The following is a 19122-nucleotide window of genomic DNA, read 5'->3' on the forward strand; positions in this document are numbered from 1 at the left end:
TTAATCGAGGCGCATGTGAGCGACCTGCCGCGTATTTCCCGCCAGTTCTCCCAGCGCTCCGTCATGGAGGCGATCGTCCAGGGCGGACCGATCTCGCGGGCCTCGATCTCGAAGCTCACCGGCCTGTCAAAGCAGACGATCTCGGAGATCGTGCGCGGGCTCGAGCAGGAAGGCTGGGTGCAGGAGACGGGCCGCACCAGCGGCCATGTCGGCCGCACCGCCGTCACCTATGAGCTCGTCCACGACGCCGCCTACATCATCGCCGTCGACCTGGGCGGCACCAAGGTGCGGGTGGCGCTGACCGACCTCGCCTGCCAGATCTTCGCCGAGGCGGCGACGCCGACCGATCCGCGCGGGGGCCAGTTCGTCATCGACCAGATCGCGGCGCTTGCCTTCCAGGCGGCTGCCCGCGAGCGCATTCCCCGCAAGAAGATCCGCCTTGCCGTCATCGGCGCGCCGGGCGCGCCCGACCCCGCGACGGGCCGCATCCTGCTTGCGCCCAACATTGCCGGCTTCGACGCCATGAATGTCCTCGACGCCTTCGAAAAGGCGCTCGGTGTCGCGGTGATGATCGAGAACGACGTCAATCTCGCCGTGCTCGGCGAGAATTGGCTTGGCCAAGGCCAGGGCATCGACAATCTTGCCTATATCGCGCTGGGCACCGGCGTCGGCAGCGGCCTGATGCTGGGCGGGCATCTGGTGCGCGGCGCCACCCATGCGGCGGGCGAGATCGGATTCATGCCGATCGGCGCCGATCCGTTCGCGGCTGAATCGCTGCGCACCGGCGCTTTCGAGCGAGCGGTGGCGACGCACGCGATGACCGAACGCTACAGGTCCCTGACCGGCGCCCAGGTCGCGGTTCCGGCGATCTTCGAGAATGCGGCGACGGGCGACAAGGCGGCGATTACCGTGCTCGACGAAACGGCGCGTTACCTGGCGCAAGGCATTGCGGCGATCGCCGCCGTCGCCAATCCCGAGAAGGTCATACTGGGAGGTTCGATCGGCCTCAGGCCGGAGATCCTCTCGCGCGTCAAGGACTTGATGCCGCTGTGCTTCCCCTACCCCGTCACCGTCGAGGCCGGCGAGCTGGGCGCGCGCGCCGCGCTGATCGGCGCGGCCGCCATCGGTCTCGGCCAGTTGCACAATACGCTGTTCGGCGTCGACGCGCCGGACGGCCGGATCTCTCTCCCCACCGCCCAGGCGGCTGCCTTGAAGGAGGTCGTGCTGTGACCGCAGATATCCTGACCAGGCTGCGTGCCGCTCTCGATCCCGACCAGGCGCTGGCGCTGTTCAGGAGCGCGATCGGCCGCGAAAGCATCACCGGCAACGAAGCGAATTTCGTCGGCTTCCTTGAGGCGAAAATGCGCGAGCTGGGGCTGAACGGCCTGAGCCGGGCGGATTTCCTACCCGGCAGGCCGAACATCTGGGGCGAACGCAAGGGTGCCGGCGATGGCAAGCGCCTGCTCTTCATCGGCCACACCGACACCGTTCATGTCGACGGCTGGCGCGAGCATTGGGCCGGCACCGAGCGCGAGGACCCGTTCGGCGCGCCCATCATTGACGGGGCGGTCTGGGGCCGCGGCTCCGGCGATCTGAAGGCCGGCATCACCGCTTCGCTGGCGGCGCTCTCGTTGCTCGACAAGGCCGGCATCCGCCTCAAGGGCGATGTGGCCTTCGCTTTCGTCGGCGACGAGGAGAGCGGCCAGCCCGGCACCGGCGTCTCCGCCGGCATCAAGCATTTCGTCGGCCGCATCGAGGCCGGCGAGGTCGCGGCGCCCGACTTCACCGTCTATGTCGAGCCGACGCGGCTTGCCGTCTACGCCGCGCAGATTGGCTTCTTCATCACCGACATCACGATCACCGGCAAGTCGGCCTATTTCGGCGTGCCGGAGCTCGGCAAGGATGCGTTGCGCGCCGCCCATGCCGCCATGACGGCGCTGTGGAGACACTCGGACGAGGTAGCGGCCCGGGCCGAGCACAAGCTCACCGGGCGCGGCTTCCTGCTGATCACCGGCCTCACCGGCGGCGGCTATATCGCCGTGCCTGAGCGATGCACACTGTCGCTGATCCGCAAGCTCCTGCCGGGCGAATCGCTCGACACGGCCGCCGCCGAGATCGAGGCCGCGGTGCGCGGCGCCATCACCGATCCCGAGATCGCCGTGGAGTTCGCCTATCCGGCCGGACGCGATCACAGGCTGGGCGGCACCGCCGCCGAGATCGACGAGACGCGCGCCGAAGTTGCCATGCTGTCGCAATCGATGGCAGGCGCCATGGCCGGACGCGGCGTGATCGAAGGCGCGCCGTTCTGGTCGGAATCGTCGTTCTTCGTCAACCGGTTGGGCACTCCCGCCGTCTATTGCGCGCCGGGCGACATCCGTAACTGCCACACTTTCGGGGAGCACGTCGATGTCGAGGAATACCTCGCCGGCATCGTCGGCTTCGCAGCCTTCATGGCCCGCTATTGCGGCGTGGCCGATTGAACGACCAACGAAGCACAAAATGGGAGACTGAAAACATGCTGATGAAGAAATGGATTGCCGCATTGGCCGGCGGATTGATGCTCGCCAGCGCCGCCGCTCACGCGCAGACGGTCGGTCCGCAGGGCGAGACCGCCACGCCGAGCTCCAGCCTGACGCTGAGCGATGCCGACATCGCGGCGCTGAAGGACAAGGGCTACAAGGCTGCCCTTCTGTGGCACACCTCTTCTGACTTCACCAATGCTGTGACAGCCGGCGCCACCGACGAGTTCGCCCGCGCCGGCATCCCGATCGCGGTCAAGACCGACGCGCAGTTCGACGCCGCCCGCCAGCGCAGCGACATCGAGACCGCTTTAGCCGCCAAGCCAAACGTCATCCTGGCGCTGCCGCTCGACCCGGTCACCTCCGCCGAAGCCTTCCGCCAGGCCGTCAAGGACGGCGTCAAGCTGGTGTTCCTGTCGAACCTGCCCAAGGACTACAAGCAAGGCACGGACTATGCCTCGATCGTCACCGACGATCTCTACCAGATGGGCAAGCAGGCGGCCGACGCCATGGCCAAGGCCATCGGTGGCAAGGGCAAGGTTGGCTATATCTTCCACGATGCCAACTATTACGTCACCAACCAGCGCGACCAGTCCTTCAAGAAAACCATCGAGAAGGACTATCCCGACATCAAGATCGTCGCCGAACAGGGCATCTCAGACCCGGCCCGGGCCGAGGAACTGGCCAATGCCATGCTGCTGCAGCATCCCGATCTCGACGGCATCTATGTGACCTGGGCCGAGCCTGCCGACGGCGTGCTTTCGGCGCTGCGCGGCGCCGGCAACACCCACACCAAGATCGTCACGCTCGATCTTGCCGAGCCGGTCGCGCTCGACATGGTCAAGGGCGGCAATGTTGCCGCGCTCGTCGCCGACAAGGCCTATGAACTCGGCCGCGCCATGGCCGCCTCCGGCATGAAGTCGCTGCTTGCCCAGCAGACGCCCGCCTTCGTCGTCGCGCCGGCGCTGACCGTGACCAAGGAGAACGTCTCCCAGGGCTGGAAGGACTCGCTCAACCGCGACGCGCCGCAGTCGGTGCTCGACGCGGCGAAGTGAGCCGACGCTCCGGCTCGGCCTGCCGGGCCGGAGCTATCTTCCTGAACAAGAAGGGGAACGATATGCGCAAAGCATTTGGTATCATGACTGTATTGGCGAGCCTGTTCGCCGCCCACGCCTTCGCCGCCGAAGGCGTCACCACCGGGCCGAACGGCGAGAAGCCGGTTCCGGCGGCCTCGCTGACGCTGACGGCGGCGCAGGAACAGCAGATAAAGGACGGCAAGTTTACCGCGGCCCTCGTCTGGCACGAGATGAGCGAGTACACCAACGCGGTCAACGCTGGGGCGCGCGACGAGTTCAAGCGTCTCGGCATCGAGGTGGTGGCGCAGACCGATGCCGGCTTCGACGCCGCCCGCCAGAAGGCCGATGTCGAGACGGTGATGGCCAAGAAGCCGTCGATCATCCTGTCGCTTCCAGTCGATCCGGCGACCGCGGCCTCTGTCTACGATCCGGCCCGCCAGGCCGGCGTCAAGCTCGGCTTCGTCGACAATAGCCCGGCCGGCTACAAGCAGGGCACGGATTACGTCACCATCGTCTCCGACGACCTCTTCCAGATGGGCAACAAGGCCGGCATCGCCATGGCAGAGGCCCTCGGCAAGAAGGGCAAGGTCGGCTACATCTTCCACGACGCCGATTTCTACGTCACCAACCAGCGCGACGGCGCCTTCAAGAAGACCATCGAGCAGGACTATCCCGACATGCAGATCGCCGCCGAGGCCGGCATGGCCGATCCGGCGCGCTCAGAGGACATCGCGCAGGCGATGATCACCCAGCATCCCGACCTCGACGGCATCTATGTCACCTGGGCTGAGCCGGCGCTGAGCGTCCTCTCCGCCCTTCGCGCCGCCGGCAACACGCACACCAAGATCGTCACGCTCGACCTCAACGAACCGGCCGCGCTCGACATGGTCAAAGGTGGTAACATCGCAGCCCTTGTCGCCGACGAGGCCTATTCGATCGGCGTGACGCTGGCGCGAGCCTCCGCAGGCTCGCTGGTCGGCCTGAAGGCCGAGCCATTCTACGCGGTCGATTCCATCGCCGTCACCAAGGACACGGTGAAGGACGGCTGGAAGAAGTCGCTCAACAAGGACGTGCCCGCGACCATCGCGGACGCCATGAAATAGACGGCGTGGCAGGCTGCGAAGCACGCACCATCGGAGATCGAACATGACCAGCGCCAACACCGGCACCGAGATGGGCAGCTTCGCCAGCCGCTTCAATCTGCAGCAATATGTCGTCTATCTCGGCTTCCTGGCGATCTTCCTGTTCTTCGCCTTCATGCTGAGGGACAGCGGCTTCCTCACCGTCCGCAACCTCTCCAACATCGTGCTGCAGACGGCGCCGGTGACGATCATGGCGATCGGCCTCGTCTTCGTCATGTCGGCCGGCGAGATCGACCTTTCGATCGGCTCGATCGTGGCGGTATCGGCGCTCGCCGCTGCCGTCACCATCGCCTCCTACGGGATGGCGGCGGGAATCGTCGCCGGCCTGGGCGCCGGTATCCTGATCGGCCTCATCAACGGCGCGCTGGTCGCCTATGTCAGGCTGCCGTCCTTCCTGGTGACGCTGGCGACGATGGGCCTGTTCGCCGGCGTCTCGCGCTCGATGACCGACCTGCGTTCGATCTCGGTCACCAACGATGCCTTCACCGGTTTCTTTGGTTCCGGCTCGCTGCTCGGCGTGCCCTCGCTCATCTGGTGGACGGTGATCGCCATCGCCGTCGGCCACCTCGTCTACCGCGAGACGCGTTTCGGCGCGCATGTGCTGGCGACCGGCGACAACGCCCGCGCTGCAAGCGTTTCGGGCATCAGCGTGCCCAAGATCAGGCTCGCCGTGCTCACCATCAGCGGCGGGCTCGCGGGGCTCGCCGGATTGCTCTACGCCGGCCGCCTGCAGGCGGCGAAATACACGCTCGGCGAGACCGATCTGATGACGGTCATCGCCGCCGTCATCGTCGGCGGCACGCTGCTCAATGGCGGCAAGGGCTCGATCGTCGGTGCCCTCGTCGGCTCGCTGATGATGGGCATGCTGAACAACGGGCTGATCCTGATGGGCCTCTCGGTCTCCGACCAGATGATCGTGCGCGGCCTGATCATCCTCACCGCGGTCGCAGTGTCGCTGCGCGACAAATCCCGCTGAAGGAACCTTTTCCATGTTTCTCGACGTTCTGCGCCGCCGCAACCCCGCCCTCATCGAAGCGGCGATCGGCCTTCACCAGCAGGGCAAGCTGCCGGCCAACGCCTATGTGCTCGATCTCGACACGGTCGAGCGCAATGCAAAGGTCCTCAAGCAGGAAGCCGATCGGCTCGGCCTGAAGATCTTCGCCATGACCAAGCAGGTCGGCCGCTCGAGCTCCTTCTGCAAGGCGGTGATGCGCGGCGGCATCGAACGCGCTGTCGCGGTCGACATGGCCTGCGCGCGCGCCACGCATAAGGCCGGCATGAAGCTCGGCCATCTCGGCCATCTGCAGCAGATCGCGAAATTCGAGGCGGACGCGGCGGCAAGGACCTTCAAGCCGGACTATTGGACCGTCTTCAACGACACCAAGGCCGAGGAAGCAGGCAAAGGCGCCAAGGCGGCCGGCTATGTCCAGGACCTGCTCGCCCGCATCGCGGCCGAAGGTGACATTTTCTACCGCGGCCATGAAGGCGGCTTCGACGCCGGCGAAATTGTCGCCGTCGCTGACCGGCTGGATGCCGTTCCGGGCGGCCGCTTCGCCGGCATCACCACCTTCCCTGCCCTGCTCTTCAACCATGCCGCGCGTAAAGTGCTGCCGACGCCCAATCTGGCGACGCTGAGCAAGGCAGCCGAGGCGCTCGCCAAGGCGGGCCGCAAGGGGGTCGAAATCAACGCGCCGGGTACCACGTCGAGCGTCATGCTGGCCGCGCTGGCGGAAGCCGGCGCCACGCAATGCGAACCCGGCAACGGCCTGCACGGCGCCACGGCGCTGCATGTCATGGAAGACCTGCCGGAACTGCCTGCCGTGCTCTATCTCACCGAAGTGTCGCATCTGTCAGGCGGCAAGGCCTACTGCTTCGGCGGCGGCTTCTACATCGACCCGATCTTCCCGGACTATGACGTCAAGGCGATCGTCTCGGCCGAGCCGACCACCGCCGCGTCGGCGCTCAGAAGCGTCGAAGTGCCGCCGCCTTCGGCGATCGACTACTACGCCATGATCGACGCCGCCGGCGCTAATGCGCCGAGGCCCGGCGACAGCGCCGTCTTCGGCTTCCGCGGCCAGGCCTTCGTCACCCGCGCCTATGTCGTCGGCGTCTCCGGCGTTTCGAAGGGCAAGCCCGTAGTTGAAACGATCGAGAACGGTTTTGGCGAGCCCTATGCCTGGCCCGTCTAGGAGAAAACCATGAATGCGAGCGCCCCCATCCTTCAGCTTCAGGACATCCGCAAGCATTTCGGCGGCCTCACCGCGATCGAGAACTTCTCGCTCGAGGTCTTTCCCGGCGAGATCGTGGCGCTTGTCGGCGACAACGGCGCCGGCAAGTCGACGCTGGTCAAGATTATCTCCGGCGTGCATCCGCCCTCCTCCGGCACGATCACGATCGAGGGCAAGCCGGTGACGATGTCGAACGCGACGATGGGGCGCGCGCATGGCATCGAGGTTGTCTACCAGGATCTCGCTTTGGCCGACCAGCAGACGGTCTATATGAACATGTTCCTCGGCCGCGAGCCGCTGAACCGCTTCGGCCTGCTCGACCGCCGCCGCATGATCGACGAGACGGAAAAACTGGTGAAGGAGCTCGACGTGCGCATTCCTTCCGCGCACGCCACCATCCGCGATCTTTCCGGCGGCCAGCGGCAGGGCGTCGCGATCGCCAGGGCGACGCACTGGGCGAGCAAGCTGATCCTGCTCGACGAGCCGACAGCCGCGCTCGGCGTTGCCGAGACCGCCAGGGTGGAGACGATCGTTCAGTCGCTCAAGCAGCGCAATGTCGGCATCCTGATCATCAGCCACAGCCTCGACCAGGTGTTCAAGCTGTCGGACCGCATCTGCGTCCTGAGGCGCGGCAAGCAGATTGGCGTGCGCGAGACCAGGAAGACCGACAAGAACGAGATCATCGCCATGATCACGGGCCTGCAGCAGCAGTAGCTGCGGAGCACCTGGCCGGTTTAGGCAACGAGATTGCGGCTGGACGCCTGCGCGGCAGGCTCCGCAAAAGCGGCTTCGAGCCAAGCGATGGCGCCAGCCACGTCTTCGATGGCGAAGCGGGCGGCCGTCTCGCCCTGCGGCTTCACGCGGATCGAGATTCCGCCCGCGGCATTGACCGTCTCGAAGCCATTCTCGTCGGATGTGTCGTCGCCGAGGAACACCGGACGCCTGCCGGTGAAGGGATCGAGCTGCAAGAAGCGCCGGATCGCGGCGCCCTTGGCGGCTTCGAGCGGCATCAGCTCGACGCCGGCATTGCCGGCGATCGCGCGGTAGCCCTTGGGCAGGCGCGCAAGCGCTGCCTCGACCAGCTCCGTCGCCCGCGCCAGAAGCTGCGGCGCGGCTCTCGTATGTATGGCGAGCACCGGCCCCTTGCGTTCGACATAGACGGCCTGGCTTGCCAGCTCGAGTTCAATCTCGTCGGCAAGCGCCGCCATATCCGCCGGTTCGTCCGCGGCCTCGATCGGTCCGTCCGGGAGAAGCCTGTGCTCCAGCCCGTAGAGGCCGGCGATCCTGAGCTTCAACGGATCGAACAGATGGTCCACGGCCGCGATCGAGCGGCCGGTGATGAAGGCGAGCGCGCCGTCCAGGCGCCGCTCGATCGTCTGCAGAAGAACGCGCAACTCCTCGCTGACCGAGACGGCGTCGGGATGCGCCGCGTGCTCCAGCAAGGTGCCGTCGATGTCGAGGAAAAGCGCCCACCGTCCCGCGGGAAGCGGCGGGGTAAGGTCTGCCTGGATGTTCATCTAAATCCCACTGCCTGTTTGCGTTCGAACATGGACACGACATTGTCGCCGGTGGGGCCTGCCGGCCGCTCGTATAAGGCGGTGACCCGATCCAGGTCGCCGCGCTTCCTCAGCCGCGCCGCGTCGAGCAGCATGCTGCCGGCCCAGCGATAGACATTGTTGTCGCGCACGATGTCGCGCATGCGCCGCATGCGCTCGTGCTGCTCGTCCGGTCCCATGGTCAGCGCCTGCAGCATCGCCTCGCTCATCATCGCCGCGTCGTAAGGATTGACGATCAGCGCCTCCAGCAGCTCGCGCGAGGCGCCGGCGAAGGTGCTGAGCAAAAGCACGCCCTGCTCGTCGTCGCGCGACGCGACGAACTCCTTGGCGACCAGGTTCATGCCGTCATGCAGGCTGGTGACAAGGCAAATGTCGGCCGCGCGATAGAGTTCATAGACCGCCGCTTGCGAATGGTGCTCGGCCACCATGACGACCGGCCGGTAGGATTCGCTGCCGAAGCGCTGATTGATCTCCTCCGCGTAGCGCAGGCATTCCTCATGCAGATGCTTGTAGGCCGGCAGCGTGCCGCGGCTCGGCGCCGCGATCTGCAGGAATGCAACATTGCCTACCATTTCGGGATGACGAATAAACAGCTCCTCCAGTGCACGGAAGCGATCGAGAATACCCTTGGTGTAGTCGAGCCGCTCGACGCCGACGCACAGCTTGGCGCCGGCTGGAATTCTGAACCGCTTGCGGACGCGCGCCCGGCTTTCCTCGACGCTGGGCAGGGCTTTCAGGAGCTCGACCGGCCATTCGATCGAAATCGGATAGGAATGCACCAGCGTCACCTGGCCGCCATAGGAAATGGCGGCATCGGCTCGCTCGATGCGGCTTTCCATGAAGCGGTCGACGCTCTCGGTGAAATTGTTGGCGTGGAACTGGGTGTGGAAACCGACGATCGAACTGCCGAGCAGGCCGTCCAGGATGCGTTCGCGCCAGGGACAGATGCTGAACACCTCCGAGTTCGGCCAGGGAATGTGCCAGAAGGTGATGACGATCGCCTCCGGCAACCGCTCGCGGATCATGCGGGGCAAAAGCGCGAAGTGATAATCCTGGACCAGCACGATCGGCCGCTCGTTGCGCGCCTCGGCAACCACCGTTTCGGCGAATTTGCGGTTGACGGCTTCATAGGCCTCCCAGTCCGACTCGCGAAAGGTCGGCCGTGTGAAGGCGATATGGCAGAGCGGCCACAGGCCTTCATTGGCGAAGCCGAGATAGTAACCCTGATATTCGTCGTCGCTCAGCCATACCCGCCGCAGCGTATAGGACGGATTACCGGGCGGGACCTGAACCCGGTCGCCCTTGTCGACCATCCGGCGGTCTGCGCTGCCGCCGCCATAGGCGATCCAGGTGCCGGCGCAGGCGCGCGTGATCGGCTCCAGCGCCGAGACCAGACCGCTTGCTGGGATAACGAGCTCGACGCCGCCGTCTCTGGTCTCGTTGTGGATATACGGTTCGCGATTGGAGACGACGATCACCTGCGCTTCCGGCAATTCGTCGGCAAGGATCTTGCGCAGGGTGTCGGGCGACCATGAGACCAGAGCGGCATCGACCGACTGCCCGTTCTTCTCGAATTCGCGCAGCACCTTGCGCGCGGCTTCGGTGGCGGAGTCGTCGCCGGAACCCGGCACGGCCGACGCCATCGGGTTATTGCGACGGTGTCGGGATATTGAAATGATAATCGCTAATGCGGACAGTCCGAGGCTTGCGAGAATAAGGACCAGTAGCAGGTCGGCGCCGTATTGTGTCATTGAAATGCCAGGTTGCCTCCGGCCGTCCGTTCATTGTTTTCGTTCGTGCCGGCCGCGGACGGGCAGACCGGCTTAGGTCTGCAACGCATGAACCAGCGATCAGTTCCGACACTTTTCGATTGTTGGACGCGGGGTTGCGGTGCTTTATTTACGTGCGCACTATGAGCGGTACCTGACCTTCATGCCGGTCAGGCAAGAAGGCGGCAACGCGGTCGCCGACCCTTTGGAAGGTGAGGTCGACCGCTTTGTCGCCGACCGTCAGATGCCGGAGCGTGAGCGTGTCGATGCCGATCGGGAGCCTAGGCCGCGTGACATGCAATTCGCCCTCCCAGCCATCGATTTCGAGCCCAAGGCACGCCTGCATCAACATGAAGGTGGAACCGGCCGACCAAGCCTGTGGCAGGCAGGCCACGGGATAGGCGATGGGCGCCTCACCCGGAGCCCTGGCGAAGCCGCAGAACAGTTCCGGCAGCCGCATGTTGAAATGCACGGCGGACTCGAACGTGCCGCTCATCAGCCGCACCACGCTGTCGCGTTCGCCGTAACGGGCGAGACCTACGCCGCAAAGTGCTGTGTCATGCGGCCAGATCGAGCCGTTATGGTAGGACATCGGGTTGAAGAATACCGCGTCGTCGGCAAGCGTCCTCAGCCCCCAGCCGGAATGGAAGGACGCCGACAGCAATTGGTCGGCGACCAGCCTGGCCCGCTCCGGTTGCGGCAGCCCGACGAACAGCAGGTGCCCGGCATTCGACGTTCGCACCTTGCAGGGCTGGCCCTCGCCATCAATGGCCAGGGCGTAGAAATTCATGTCGTCCTGCCAGAAATCGCGTTCCACGGCGACTCGCATTGCCGGCGCGGTTCTCCCAGTGCTCGGCATCGGCGAATCGCCGCGGCGGCGCCCAGCGCCGCCAGCCCCGGAAGGCGGCGAGACGTGCCCGCACCTCGACCAGCGCGATCGGCCCTTTGGATGCGCCTCGGCGTGGAACACCGAATCGAAGCTGTCCTTCCAGCCCTGGTTGGCGAGACCGGACTCGGCGGCGCGCTGGAGGGACGAAGCCGGTGGCGCGCTCGCCTCCTCCGTCCATTCTGCGGCCTGAGCGAAGGCCACATTGTCGATGAGGCCATGTCCCGGTGCGGTCGGCATAGGCCGAAGCCAGATGGATATAGAGCGGCGTGGTATCGACCCGCCAAGTGCGCCCGACGGAGCTCGCGCGCGCCGCCATCTCACCCTTGCGCGTCTCATGCATGATCTGCCGGCTGGAATCCGAAAAAGGCGACGTTTCGGTCGCCTGGGCTCGGCCAGAATGCCAGCACGCCGCGCGCCAGGCCCGGATTGAGCAAGCATCTGCAGCTGGAGTCACCCCGTCGCGGCCGAACGCCGTCGAGAACCAGGGGATGCCGGCAGGGATAGGCCGGTCGGAAGTCGGTGTGAGCAGTGCCACGTCGGCGCGGCACGAACTGTGCACCGTAGCGCCATGACGCCGCTTGGCACGCATGCCGAAGCGAGCTCGTGCCGCCGGCGGCGCGGGAAACGGTCGCGACTGGGAGCCTCGGAGACTTCCGGTCCGACTTCGATATAGAGCACTTTCTGGCTGCGCTTGGTCACCGCGATGAGGAAATCCGCACGGTTGTCGCTCAGTTGGTCGGGCGCCTGCGAGAACGAGATCGCCGACAGGCGGGGCAGCCCGTCAAGCCCATCATAGCCGAGCATGACGGACTCCTTGTCGGTCTTCGCCAAATGCGTCGTGCCGCGCTTCACCCGCGTCGAACCACGCACCTCGAACATGTCGCGAAAATCGGCGGCGAAATGCAGCGAGACGGTGATGGTCGAATGCTCGCGGCTGTAGTTGGAAAGCGTGATCCGCTCGAACAACCGGTCCTGCCAGATCAGCCTGACCCGTTCGATATGGATCGCGCCTTGTGGGATGTCGCGGCCAACGGCGCTCTGGATCGGCAGGTTGGTCAGGTTGGACGTGAACAGCACATTGTCCTGGCTGAGTGAAGCGCCGAGCAGCGACATCGGCCTGCCGCCGACGGTCAGCCGGAATTCGGAGAGCACGCGCGGTCGTCGCGGAAGAACCCGTCGCCCGAGCCTCTGATGTCGCCATAGGCGTCGGCGACGGCGAAACAATCGCCCTGCTTGAGGGCGAAAAGCCGGTGCGGTTCGCGCGGCGCCGTTTCGTCGAGTGAAGAAAGGGCTACGGCAGGATCGAGCTTGCGCTCGTCGAGCTCCGTCATTCGTCACCTCTTCGTTTGCCCCGCCCTAGAACATGATGCCGAAAAGTGTGAAGCGGTTTTCGGACAACATTATGCTCTATCGCTTTGATTTAGAGCCGGATTGAGATTTCAGGTCGAGCAGACCTGAAACCATCCGGCTCTAGGGATGAAGGTCAGGAGGCCTTGGCCTCCGGCATGCCGCTCAGACGCATATAGGCAGCGACATAGTCGCTTGCCATTCTTGCCACCGAGAACCTTTTCTCGAACATCGCCCTCACCCGCCACCGGTCGAGATCGAGAAGCGCCGGTATCGACGCGACCGCGGCGTCCACACTGTCCACGACGAAGCCGGTGACGCCGTCGTCGACGATCTCCGGCAAGGCACCGTTGTTCCAGGCGATCACCGGCGTGCCGCAGGCCATGGCCTCGATCGCGACGAGGCCGAACGGCTCCGGCCAGTCGATGGGAAACAAAAGGCCCGCCGCATTGCCGAGGAATTCGGCCTTCTCGTCCTCGGTGATTTCGCCGACATAGTCGATGCGGTCGCCATCGATGAGCGCCTCGATATTGTCGCGGAAATAGGCGCGGTCGTCGTCACCGATCTTGGCCGCCAGCTTCAGCCTCAACCCGGACCGTCGCGCGATCTCGATGGCGCGGTCCGGCCGCTTGTCGCGCGACAGGCGCCCGAGGAAGGCGAGATATGGTTCTTCCGCCTGCGGCTCATAGGTCGGTTGGTAGGCATCGAGCGGCAGTCCGTGATGGATCGTGGCGAGCCAGTTGGCGTCGGGCAGACCGCGCCGCTTCTGGCTGTGCGAAATCGAAATCATCGGGAAACGCGGGAAGCGCTTATAGGCCGGCGCCAGGTCGACATAGTCGAGCCGACCATGCGGCGTCGTCACGGTCCGCTCCGCAATGTTCTCGAAGAACGCAAAATGCAGGAAGTGGCTGAGATGGAAATGGATGACGTCGAACTCGCCGGCGCGCGCGCGCACATCGGCGAGCATGGCGAGATGCGCGGCGATCTCCGATTTCTTCGGCCGCGGATCGAGACGTATCGCCTGGTCACGCGCGGGCACCAGCTTGGCCGACGTCTCGCTGTCGCCACTCGCGAACAGCGTCACATCGTGGCCAAGCTCGACCAGAGCTTCGGTGATGTAGAAGACGATCCGCTCGGTCCCGCCATAGAGTTTCGGCGGCACCGATTCATAGAGCGGCGCGACATGGGCAATGCGCATCGGGTCCCTCGGCTGTTGACGCGAAGCAAAATGCGTCAGCCGCCAGATCGTTCCTGCCCAATTGGTCGAGGTGCCGTTGGCCGCCGATTTTGCCGCGCCGCGCTTTGCCCAGGGTCTCCGCGCCAGAAGCCACGGTCTCCTGCGCGGGATCCCACTGTTTCCGGCCGGATTATCGCGCCTCTACGGCATCACCGTTCAATTGATCGGCCAGGCCGGGCGGCAGTGTCGAAGGATGCCTTCCCTCACGTCGATCCTGGCGCCGCCGCGGTGACACGCCACACCGTGTTGCCGACATCGTCGGCAATCAGCAGCGCGCCGGATTTATCGACGGCAACGCCGACCGGGCGGCCCCTTGCCTCGCCCTTGTCGTTGAGGAAGCCGGTGACGACGTCCTGCGCCATGCCGTTCGGATGCCCGCCGCTGAACGGCACGAAAACCACCTTGTAGCCATTGAACTGGGAGCGGTCCCAGCTGCCATGCTCGCCGACAAAGGCGCCGCCGCGATAGGATTGCGGCAGGTTGCTTGCGGTGTAGAAGGCGAGCCCGACAGGCGCGACATGCGAGCTCAGCGCATAGTCCGGCGGGATGGCCTTCGCCACCAGGTCCGGCCGCTGCGGCATCACGCGCGGATCGACATGCTGGCCGTAATAGCTGTAGGGCCAGCCATAGAAGGCGCCGTCCTTCACCGACGTCATATAGTCCGGCACGAGGTTCGGTCCGAGCTCGTCGCGCTCGTTGACCACCGCCCACAGGGCCTTGCTCTCAGGCTCGAACGACAGGCCGTTGGGATTACGCAGCCCGCTGGCGAAGATGCGCGAGCGGCCGGTGGCGCGATCGACCTCCCAGATCGCGGCGCGGTCTTTTTCGGCCTGGATGCCGTTCTCGGTGATGTTGCTGTTCGAGCCGACGCCGACATAGAGCAATGAGCCGTCCGGACTCGCCACCAGGCTCTTCGTCCAGTGGTGATCGATCGGCCCGCCCGGCAGTTCCGTCAGCACCTTGCCCGGCGCGGTGATCTTCGTATCGCCCGGTTGGTACGGGTAGCGCACGATAGCATCGGTGTTGGCGACATAGAGGTCGTTGCCGACCAGCGCCACGCCGAAGGGCGAATTGAGATGGTCGAGGAAGACGCCCTGGTAATCCGGCTTGCCGTCGCCATTGGTGTCGCGCAGCAGCGTGATGCGGTTGCTCGGTCCGGTATCGCCGCCGGAGGTCACCCAGCTTTCGACCCAGCCCATGACGATATCCTTCGGCCGCTTGACCGATGCTTCATCCGGCGCCTTGGACTCCACCACCAGTATGTCGCCATTTGGCAGCACGTAAAGCGAGCGCGGATGCTGAAGCCCCTTGGCCAGCGCCTCGATCTGCAGACCCCGTGCCACAGCCGGCTTCTCATCGTTTTTCCAGCCGACCACCGAGGCCAGATGCATTGGCGGGAATAGGTATTGATTTATCTCCGGCAGTTTCGGGTTCGGCCCGATCTGCGCGTTCGGATCGGTGTTGTCGTCGCTGCAGCCGGCAACGCCCAGAGCCATTGCGCAACAAAGCGCGGCGGTCGCTGATGTTATCGGGCTGTCAGGTCGTCTCATCGGCCACTCCTACGTGATGGCGATAGACCAGCGCCCAGCCGAGCCAGCCCGTGAAGATCAGGATGATCACCACCAGCGCCGACAGGATCAGCCCGGCCGGCACGACGGATGTCCAGGCATCGCGCGTGTGGATGAGCATGTTGAAGAAGGACAGCACCAGCACGACGAGGTTGCCGGCCATATGCAGCCATGCCGTCGGCTGGGCGCGTATCCTGCGGCTGCCAAGAAAGTCGGTAAGCCCCGCTATGGCAGCCAGAATGCCGACGATGACACCGACGGTTACAAGCCAGGTTGAGAAGTTGGCCCAGGTCATTTCGGCCGTCCGCCAATAGGCGATATCGGTGAGCAAGGTCCCGACGAAACAGGCGATTGGGATGGTGACGAGCATGGGATGGATGGGATGGCCGGCTATGCTTGCCGTGGATCGCGGATTGTCCATGCGCAAGCTCCTTTCCGCGCTGCTGCTTGGGTCTAACAGAGCGAAAAGAGGAATGTTCCGCCGGAAATACGCGCGCTCACCGGAAGGTGAACGCCGATATCCCTTCAGTCACGGGTGACCCGGAATGGACCGTTCGATTGCGGCGGGGCGCGCATTCTGCGAATGTCTTTAAGACGGCTGGCATGCCACTTCAGATGATCGTCCATGAAGGTCGAAATGAAATTGTAGGAATGGTCGTAGCCTTCCTGCATGCGCAAGTTCAGATCGACGCCTGCCTTCTTGCAGGCTTCTTCCAGCAGCCATGGGCGAAGGCCATCCTGCAGGAAACCATCCGCCGTGCCCTGGTCGACGAGAAATTCCGGGAAGCGCTTGCCGTCCTCGATCAGCAGCGTCGCATCATAGGCGCGCCAGCTCTTTTCGTCCGATCCGAGATACTTCTCGAAAGCGGGGCTTGACCAGCCGGCCGTCGAGGGCTGCACGATCGGCGCGAAGGCCGAGCAGCTCCGATAGCGTTCAGGGTTCTTCAGCGCGATCGTCAGCGCGCCATGCCCGCCCATCGAATGGCCGAAAATGCCTTGGCGCGAGATGTCGACCGGAAAATTGGCGGCGACCAGCGCAGGCAATTCCTCGGCGATGTAGGAATACATGCGGTAGTTCTTCGCATAAGGCTGCTCGGTCGCGTCGAGATAGAAACCGGCGCCGCAGCCGAACTGCCAATTGTCCTTCTCGTCTGGAACGTCGGCGCCGCGCGGGCTGGTGTCGGGACACACGATGACGAGCCCGAGCTCGGATGCCAGGCGCCGGTACTCGCCCTTGTCCATGACGTTCGCATGCGTGCAGGTCAGGCCCGACAGGTACCACAGGACCGGAAGCCGCCCGTCCTCGGCCTGGGGCGGCACGAACACCGCGAAGGTCATGTCGCAGGCGCAGACCTCCGAAGCATGTGAATAGACGCCCTGGATGCCGCCATGCGCTTTGGAGGTGGAAACGACCTTCATCGGTTGCCTCTCGTTTGGAAATCCTGGCCCGGCATAACCGCCGGCCATGATCGGCGCAACCTGGCGCCTCGGCAAACCGCAGGGGTGGCGCGACAAAGGTTTCGTTCGGTTAGCCCGCCGGCGCAATCAGGTCTGGGCCGACTTGTTGAAAACCGGGCACTCCGCACAGCTTCAGGCCGGTCGCGATCTCGTCGAGCAGGATATCCAGCACCCGCTCGACGCCGGCCTGTCCCACCACTGCGCCGAACAGGGCGGCGCGGCCGATTGCCGAGGCGGCCGCGCCGCGCGCCTTTGCCTTGATCACGTCCATGCCGGTACGGATACCGGAATCGATCAGGATCGGAGCCCGGCCGCCAACGGCCGCATGCACGGCGCCGGTCGCATCGATGCTCGCGACCGCGCCGTCGAGCTGGCGGCCGCCGTGATTGGAAACCCAGATCCCGTCCGCGCCCTCCGCGATCAATCTCACGGCATCGTCCGGGTGCAGGACGCCTTTGACGATCAGCGGCCCCTTCCACCAGTCGCGGATCGAACGAAAATCGTTCCAGTCGAAGCCAGCATGGAGATTGTGGCCGACGCGCGCCGCGATCGTCGGCCCCGCGCTGGTGTCACCAAGGTAACCGCGGACATTCTCGAACTGAGGCAGGCCGCCGCGAAGCAGGCGAAACGACCATCCCGGATGCGCGATCCCTTCGATCACGTGCCGCAGGGAGGGCCGCAGCGGGATCGAAATCCCGTTCCTCAGATCCTTCTCGCGCTTGCCACCAGCCTGGAGGTCGACGGTGACGACCAGCGCCGAATAACCGAACTCTTCAGCCTGCCGCACCAGCCGGCGATTGAAATCGAAATCCTTCAGCACATAGAGCTGGAACCAGAGCGGTCCCTGGACAGCTCTCGCCATCCGCTCGATGCCGGTCGTCGCCATGGTCGACAGCGTGTAGGGAATGCCGCGCGCCGTGGCCGCTGAAGCAATGGCGATGTCAGCGCCGGGGCGAACGAGCGCGCAGGACCCCATCGGGCTGATCACCAGCGGCGTCGGATAGGTCCTCGACCACAAGGTGGTGGTGAGATTGGGCCGGGATACGTCGGTAAGAACACGCGGCAGCAGCCGGATGCGCTTGAAACCGGCGCGGTTGTCGCGCAGGGTCAGCTCCTGGCCTGCCCCGCCATCGACGAACTCGAAGACCGATTTCGGCAGCCGGCGGCGCGCCAGCCGGCGGAAATCTTCCACCGAAACGCAGCGATCGAGCCGCCCCATCGCCTCAGGCCGCGAGCCGGTCGCAGACGTTTCCGGTGATCTCGGCGGTCGATGATTTCCCCTTCAGATCGGCGCTGAGCAGCCCGTTCGCCAGGCACGCCTCCGTCACATGGCGGATCTGTTCGGCGGCCCGCAGCAGCCTTTCGTCGCCATGTCCGCGGCCAAGCCAGTCGAGCATCGCCGCCGCCGACAAGATCGTCCCGTAGGGATTGGCGATTCCCTTGCCGGCAATATCCGGCGCGGAGCCGTGGGCAGCCTGGAAGAAGCCATTCGCGTCGCCGACCTCGGCCGAAGGCGCCATGCCCATTCCGCCCACCGTCGCCGCCGCCAGGTCGGACAGAATGTCGCCGAACATGTTCTCGCTGACGATGACGTTGAAATGGCCGGGCTTCAGCACGAGATGCATGGCCATGGCGTCGACCAGCGCATGTTCCGTCTCGATGTCGGGATAGTCTTTCGCCACCTCGTCGAAGACGGAGCGGAAAAACGCGTAGCTGCGCAGCACGTTGGCCTTGTCGCAGCATGTCACCCGCCGCACGCCGTCGCGCGGCGCGCCGTTCGACTGGCGCGCCAGCTCGAAGGCCTTGCGCACGATGCGCTCGATACCGGCGCGCGTCTGCACGAGCGTGTCGACCGCCACTTGGCCGCGCAGCAACGCCCCTGCCCCGCGCGCGGCGTAAAGCCCTTCGCTGTTCTCGCGCAGGATGACGTAGTCGATGTCGCCGGCCTTCACCCCGGCGAGCGGGCTCGTCACCCCTTCGAAGAGCCTGATCGGGCGGATATTGGCGTAGAGATCGAGCTCGAAACGAAGTCTCAGCGTGAAGTCGAGGCCGGCTTCCGTGCCGTCCGGATAGACCACGCCGGGCAGGCCGCCGGCGCCGTGCAGGATCGCGTCAGCCGCCCGGCACGCCGCGAAGGTTGGCTGGGGAAAGCTCTGCCCCGTCTTCAGGAAATGCTCCGCGCCAGCCGGATATTCGGTGAAACGCAAGGGGCAGTCCGGCCCGAGTGCCGCATTCACCACCTCGACGGCCGCGGCGCACACCTCGGGGCCGATGCCGTCGCCATGCACGACCGCGATCTGGTAGACATCCTTCATCGCCAATCCCTCAGGAAC

18 protein-coding genes are annotated in these 19122 nt (G+C 65.1%); 7 read left to right on the plus strand and 11 right to left on the minus strand.

Translation table 11 applies throughout. The annotated features are described in order from the left end of the window. Positions 1-15 precede the first annotated feature (15 nt). The 7 genes from EJ068_RS04865 to EJ068_RS04895 all read left to right on the plus strand — a co-directional run bounded on the left by EJ068_RS04865 (position 16) and on the right by EJ068_RS04895 (position 7679). On the plus strand, positions 16-1230 hold the full coding sequence (locus EJ068_RS04865; protein ID WP_127386432.1) for an ROK family transcriptional regulator: 1215 nt from the start codon (positions 16-18) through the stop codon (positions 1228-1230). Continuing rightward, the gene (locus EJ068_RS04870; protein WP_127252448.1) at positions 1227-2480 is read left to right on the plus strand and encodes a M20/M25/M40 family metallo-hydrolase; all 1254 of its coding nucleotides are present in this window, start codon (positions 1227-1229) and stop codon (positions 2478-2480) included. The genes EJ068_RS04865 and EJ068_RS04870 overlap by 4 nt, the downstream gene beginning before the upstream one ends. A 35-nt stretch (positions 2481-2515) precedes the next feature. After that, complete coding sequence (locus EJ068_RS04875; protein WP_127252446.1) at positions 2516-3574, plus strand: substrate-binding domain-containing protein; 1059 nt, start codon at positions 2516-2518, stop codon at positions 3572-3574. A 62-nt stretch (positions 3575-3636) separates the two neighbouring features. Next, positions 3637-4698 (plus strand): substrate-binding domain-containing protein, encoded by a 1062-nt coding sequence (locus EJ068_RS04880; protein ID WP_245463339.1) that lies wholly within the window; start codon positions 3637-3639, stop codon positions 4696-4698. Positions 4699-4741: 43 nt separating this feature from the next. Next, complete coding sequence (locus EJ068_RS04885; protein WP_127252444.1) at positions 4742-5713, plus strand: ABC transporter permease; 972 nt, start codon at positions 4742-4744, stop codon at positions 5711-5713. Positions 5714-5726: 13 nt separating this feature from the next. Continuing rightward, positions 5727-6926, plus strand: a complete 1200-nt coding sequence (locus tag EJ068_RS04890; RefSeq protein ID WP_127252442.1) for an alanine racemase — start codon at positions 5727-5729, stop codon at positions 6924-6926. 9 nt (positions 6927-6935) lie between these two features. After that, positions 6936-7679, plus strand: a complete 744-nt coding sequence (locus EJ068_RS04895) for an ATP-binding cassette domain-containing protein (RefSeq protein WP_127252440.1) — start codon at positions 6936-6938, stop codon at positions 7677-7679. A gap of 20 nt (positions 7680-7699) precedes the next feature. Here the strand turns inward: EJ068_RS04895 and otsB are convergent, their stop codons facing one another. The 11 genes from otsB to EJ068_RS04940 form a co-directional block, all read right to left on the minus strand. Beyond that, positions 7700-8482, minus strand: coding sequence for a trehalose-phosphatase (gene otsB / locus EJ068_RS04900; protein WP_129554484.1), 783 nt, complete (start codon positions 8480-8482; stop codon positions 7700-7702). After that, complete coding sequence (locus EJ068_RS04905) at positions 8479-10272, minus strand: trehalose-6-phosphate synthase (protein WP_127385998.1); 1794 nt, start codon at positions 10270-10272, stop codon at positions 8479-8481. Before EJ068_RS04905 ends, otsB begins: the two co-directional genes overlap by 4 nt. Positions 10273-10420: 148 nt before the next feature. Continuing rightward, positions 10421-11416 (minus strand): hypothetical protein, encoded by a 996-nt coding sequence (locus tag EJ068_RS33095; RefSeq protein ID WP_245463340.1) that lies wholly within the window; start codon positions 11414-11416, stop codon positions 10421-10423. A gap of 213 nt (positions 11417-11629) precedes the next feature. Continuing rightward, positions 11630-12331 (minus strand): glycogen debranching N-terminal domain-containing protein, encoded by a 702-nt coding sequence (locus tag EJ068_RS33100; RefSeq protein ID WP_245463341.1) that lies wholly within the window; start codon positions 12329-12331, stop codon positions 11630-11632. After that, positions 12310-12510, minus strand: coding sequence for a hypothetical protein (locus tag EJ068_RS33105; RefSeq protein ID WP_245463342.1), 201 nt, complete (start codon positions 12508-12510; stop codon positions 12310-12312). Before EJ068_RS33105 ends, EJ068_RS33100 begins: the two co-directional genes overlap by 22 nt. Positions 12511-12662: 152 nt before the next feature. Continuing rightward, positions 12663-13724, minus strand: coding sequence for a glycosyltransferase family 4 protein (locus tag EJ068_RS04915; RefSeq protein WP_129554485.1), 1062 nt, complete (start codon positions 13722-13724; stop codon positions 12663-12665). A gap of 242 nt (positions 13725-13966) precedes the next feature. Continuing rightward, on the minus strand, positions 13967-15259 hold the full coding sequence (locus EJ068_RS04920; RefSeq protein ID WP_245463437.1) for a sorbosone dehydrogenase family protein: 1293 nt from the start codon (positions 15257-15259) through the stop codon (positions 13967-13969). 40 nt (positions 15260-15299) lie between these two features. Next, positions 15300-15752 (minus strand): DUF2231 domain-containing protein, encoded by a 453-nt coding sequence (locus EJ068_RS04925; RefSeq protein WP_127252707.1) that lies wholly within the window; start codon positions 15750-15752, stop codon positions 15300-15302. 104 nt (positions 15753-15856) lie between these two features. After that, positions 15857-16750, minus strand: a complete 894-nt coding sequence (fghA, locus tag EJ068_RS04930) for an S-formylglutathione hydrolase (RefSeq protein WP_127252708.1) — start codon at positions 16748-16750, stop codon at positions 15857-15859. Between the two features lie 109 nt (positions 16751-16859). Further along, entirely contained in the window at positions 16860-18008 is a 1149-nt protein-coding gene (locus tag EJ068_RS04935) for an alpha-hydroxy acid oxidase (RefSeq protein ID WP_127252709.1), read from the minus strand. Between the two features lie 4 nt (positions 18009-18012). After that, the gene (locus EJ068_RS04940) at positions 18013-19104 is read right to left on the minus strand and encodes an isocitrate/isopropylmalate dehydrogenase family protein (RefSeq protein WP_129554486.1); all 1092 of its coding nucleotides are present in this window, start codon (positions 19102-19104) and stop codon (positions 18013-18015) included. Positions 19105-19122 lie beyond the last annotated feature (18 nt).

This window comes from Mesorhizobium sp. M2A.F.Ca.ET.043.02.1.1, assembly GCF_003952405.1.
GTDB lineage: Bacteria > Pseudomonadota > Alphaproteobacteria > Rhizobiales > Rhizobiaceae > Mesorhizobium.

Bases quoted from the DNA above. Each gene is read 5' to 3' on its own strand.
- EJ068_RS04920 (WP_245463437.1), bottom strand. From the start codon at position 15,259: ATGGCTCTGGGCGTTGCCGGCTGCAGCGACGACAACACCGATCCGAAC.
- EJ068_RS33105 (WP_245463342.1), bottom strand. From the start codon at position 12,510: ATGACGGAGCTCGACGAGCGCAAGCTCGATCCTGCCGTAGCCCTTTCT.
- fghA (WP_127252708.1), bottom strand. From the start codon at position 16,750: ATGAAGGTCGTTTCCACCTCCAAAGCGCATGGCGGCATCCAGGGCGTC.
- EJ068_RS04875 (WP_127252446.1), top strand. From the start codon at position 2,516: ATGCTGATGAAGAAATGGATTGCCGCATTGGCCGGCGGATTGATGCTC.
- EJ068_RS04880 (WP_245463339.1), top strand. From the start codon at position 3,637: ATGCGCAAAGCATTTGGTATCATGACTGTATTGGCGAGCCTGTTCGCC.
- EJ068_RS33095 (WP_245463340.1), bottom strand. From the start codon at position 11,416: ATGCCGACCGCACCGGGACATGGCCTCATCGACAATGTGGCCTTCGCT.
- EJ068_RS04885 (WP_127252444.1), top strand. From the start codon at position 4,742: ATGACCAGCGCCAACACCGGCACCGAGATGGGCAGCTTCGCCAGCCGC.
- EJ068_RS04905 (WP_127385998.1), bottom strand. From the start codon at position 10,272: ATGACACAATACGGCGCCGACCTGCTACTGGTCCTTATTCTCGCAAGC.
- EJ068_RS04915 (WP_129554485.1), bottom strand. From the start codon at position 13,724: ATGCGCATTGCCCATGTCGCGCCGCTCTATGAATCGGTGCCGCCGAAA.
- EJ068_RS04895 (WP_127252440.1), top strand. From the start codon at position 6,936: ATGAATGCGAGCGCCCCCATCCTTCAGCTTCAGGACATCCGCAAGCAT.
- EJ068_RS04935 (WP_127252709.1), bottom strand. From the start codon at position 18,008: ATGGGGCGGCTCGATCGCTGCGTTTCGGTGGAAGATTTCCGCCGGCTG.
- EJ068_RS04925 (WP_127252707.1), bottom strand. From the start codon at position 15,752: ATGGACAATCCGCGATCCACGGCAAGCATAGCCGGCCATCCCATCCAT.
- EJ068_RS04940 (WP_129554486.1), bottom strand. From the start codon at position 19,104: ATGAAGGATGTCTACCAGATCGCGGTCGTGCATGGCGACGGCATCGGC.
- EJ068_RS04890 (WP_127252442.1), top strand. From the start codon at position 5,727: ATGTTTCTCGACGTTCTGCGCCGCCGCAACCCCGCCCTCATCGAAGCG.
- otsB (WP_129554484.1), bottom strand. From the start codon at position 8,482: ATGAACATCCAGGCAGACCTTACCCCGCCGCTTCCCGCGGGACGGTGG.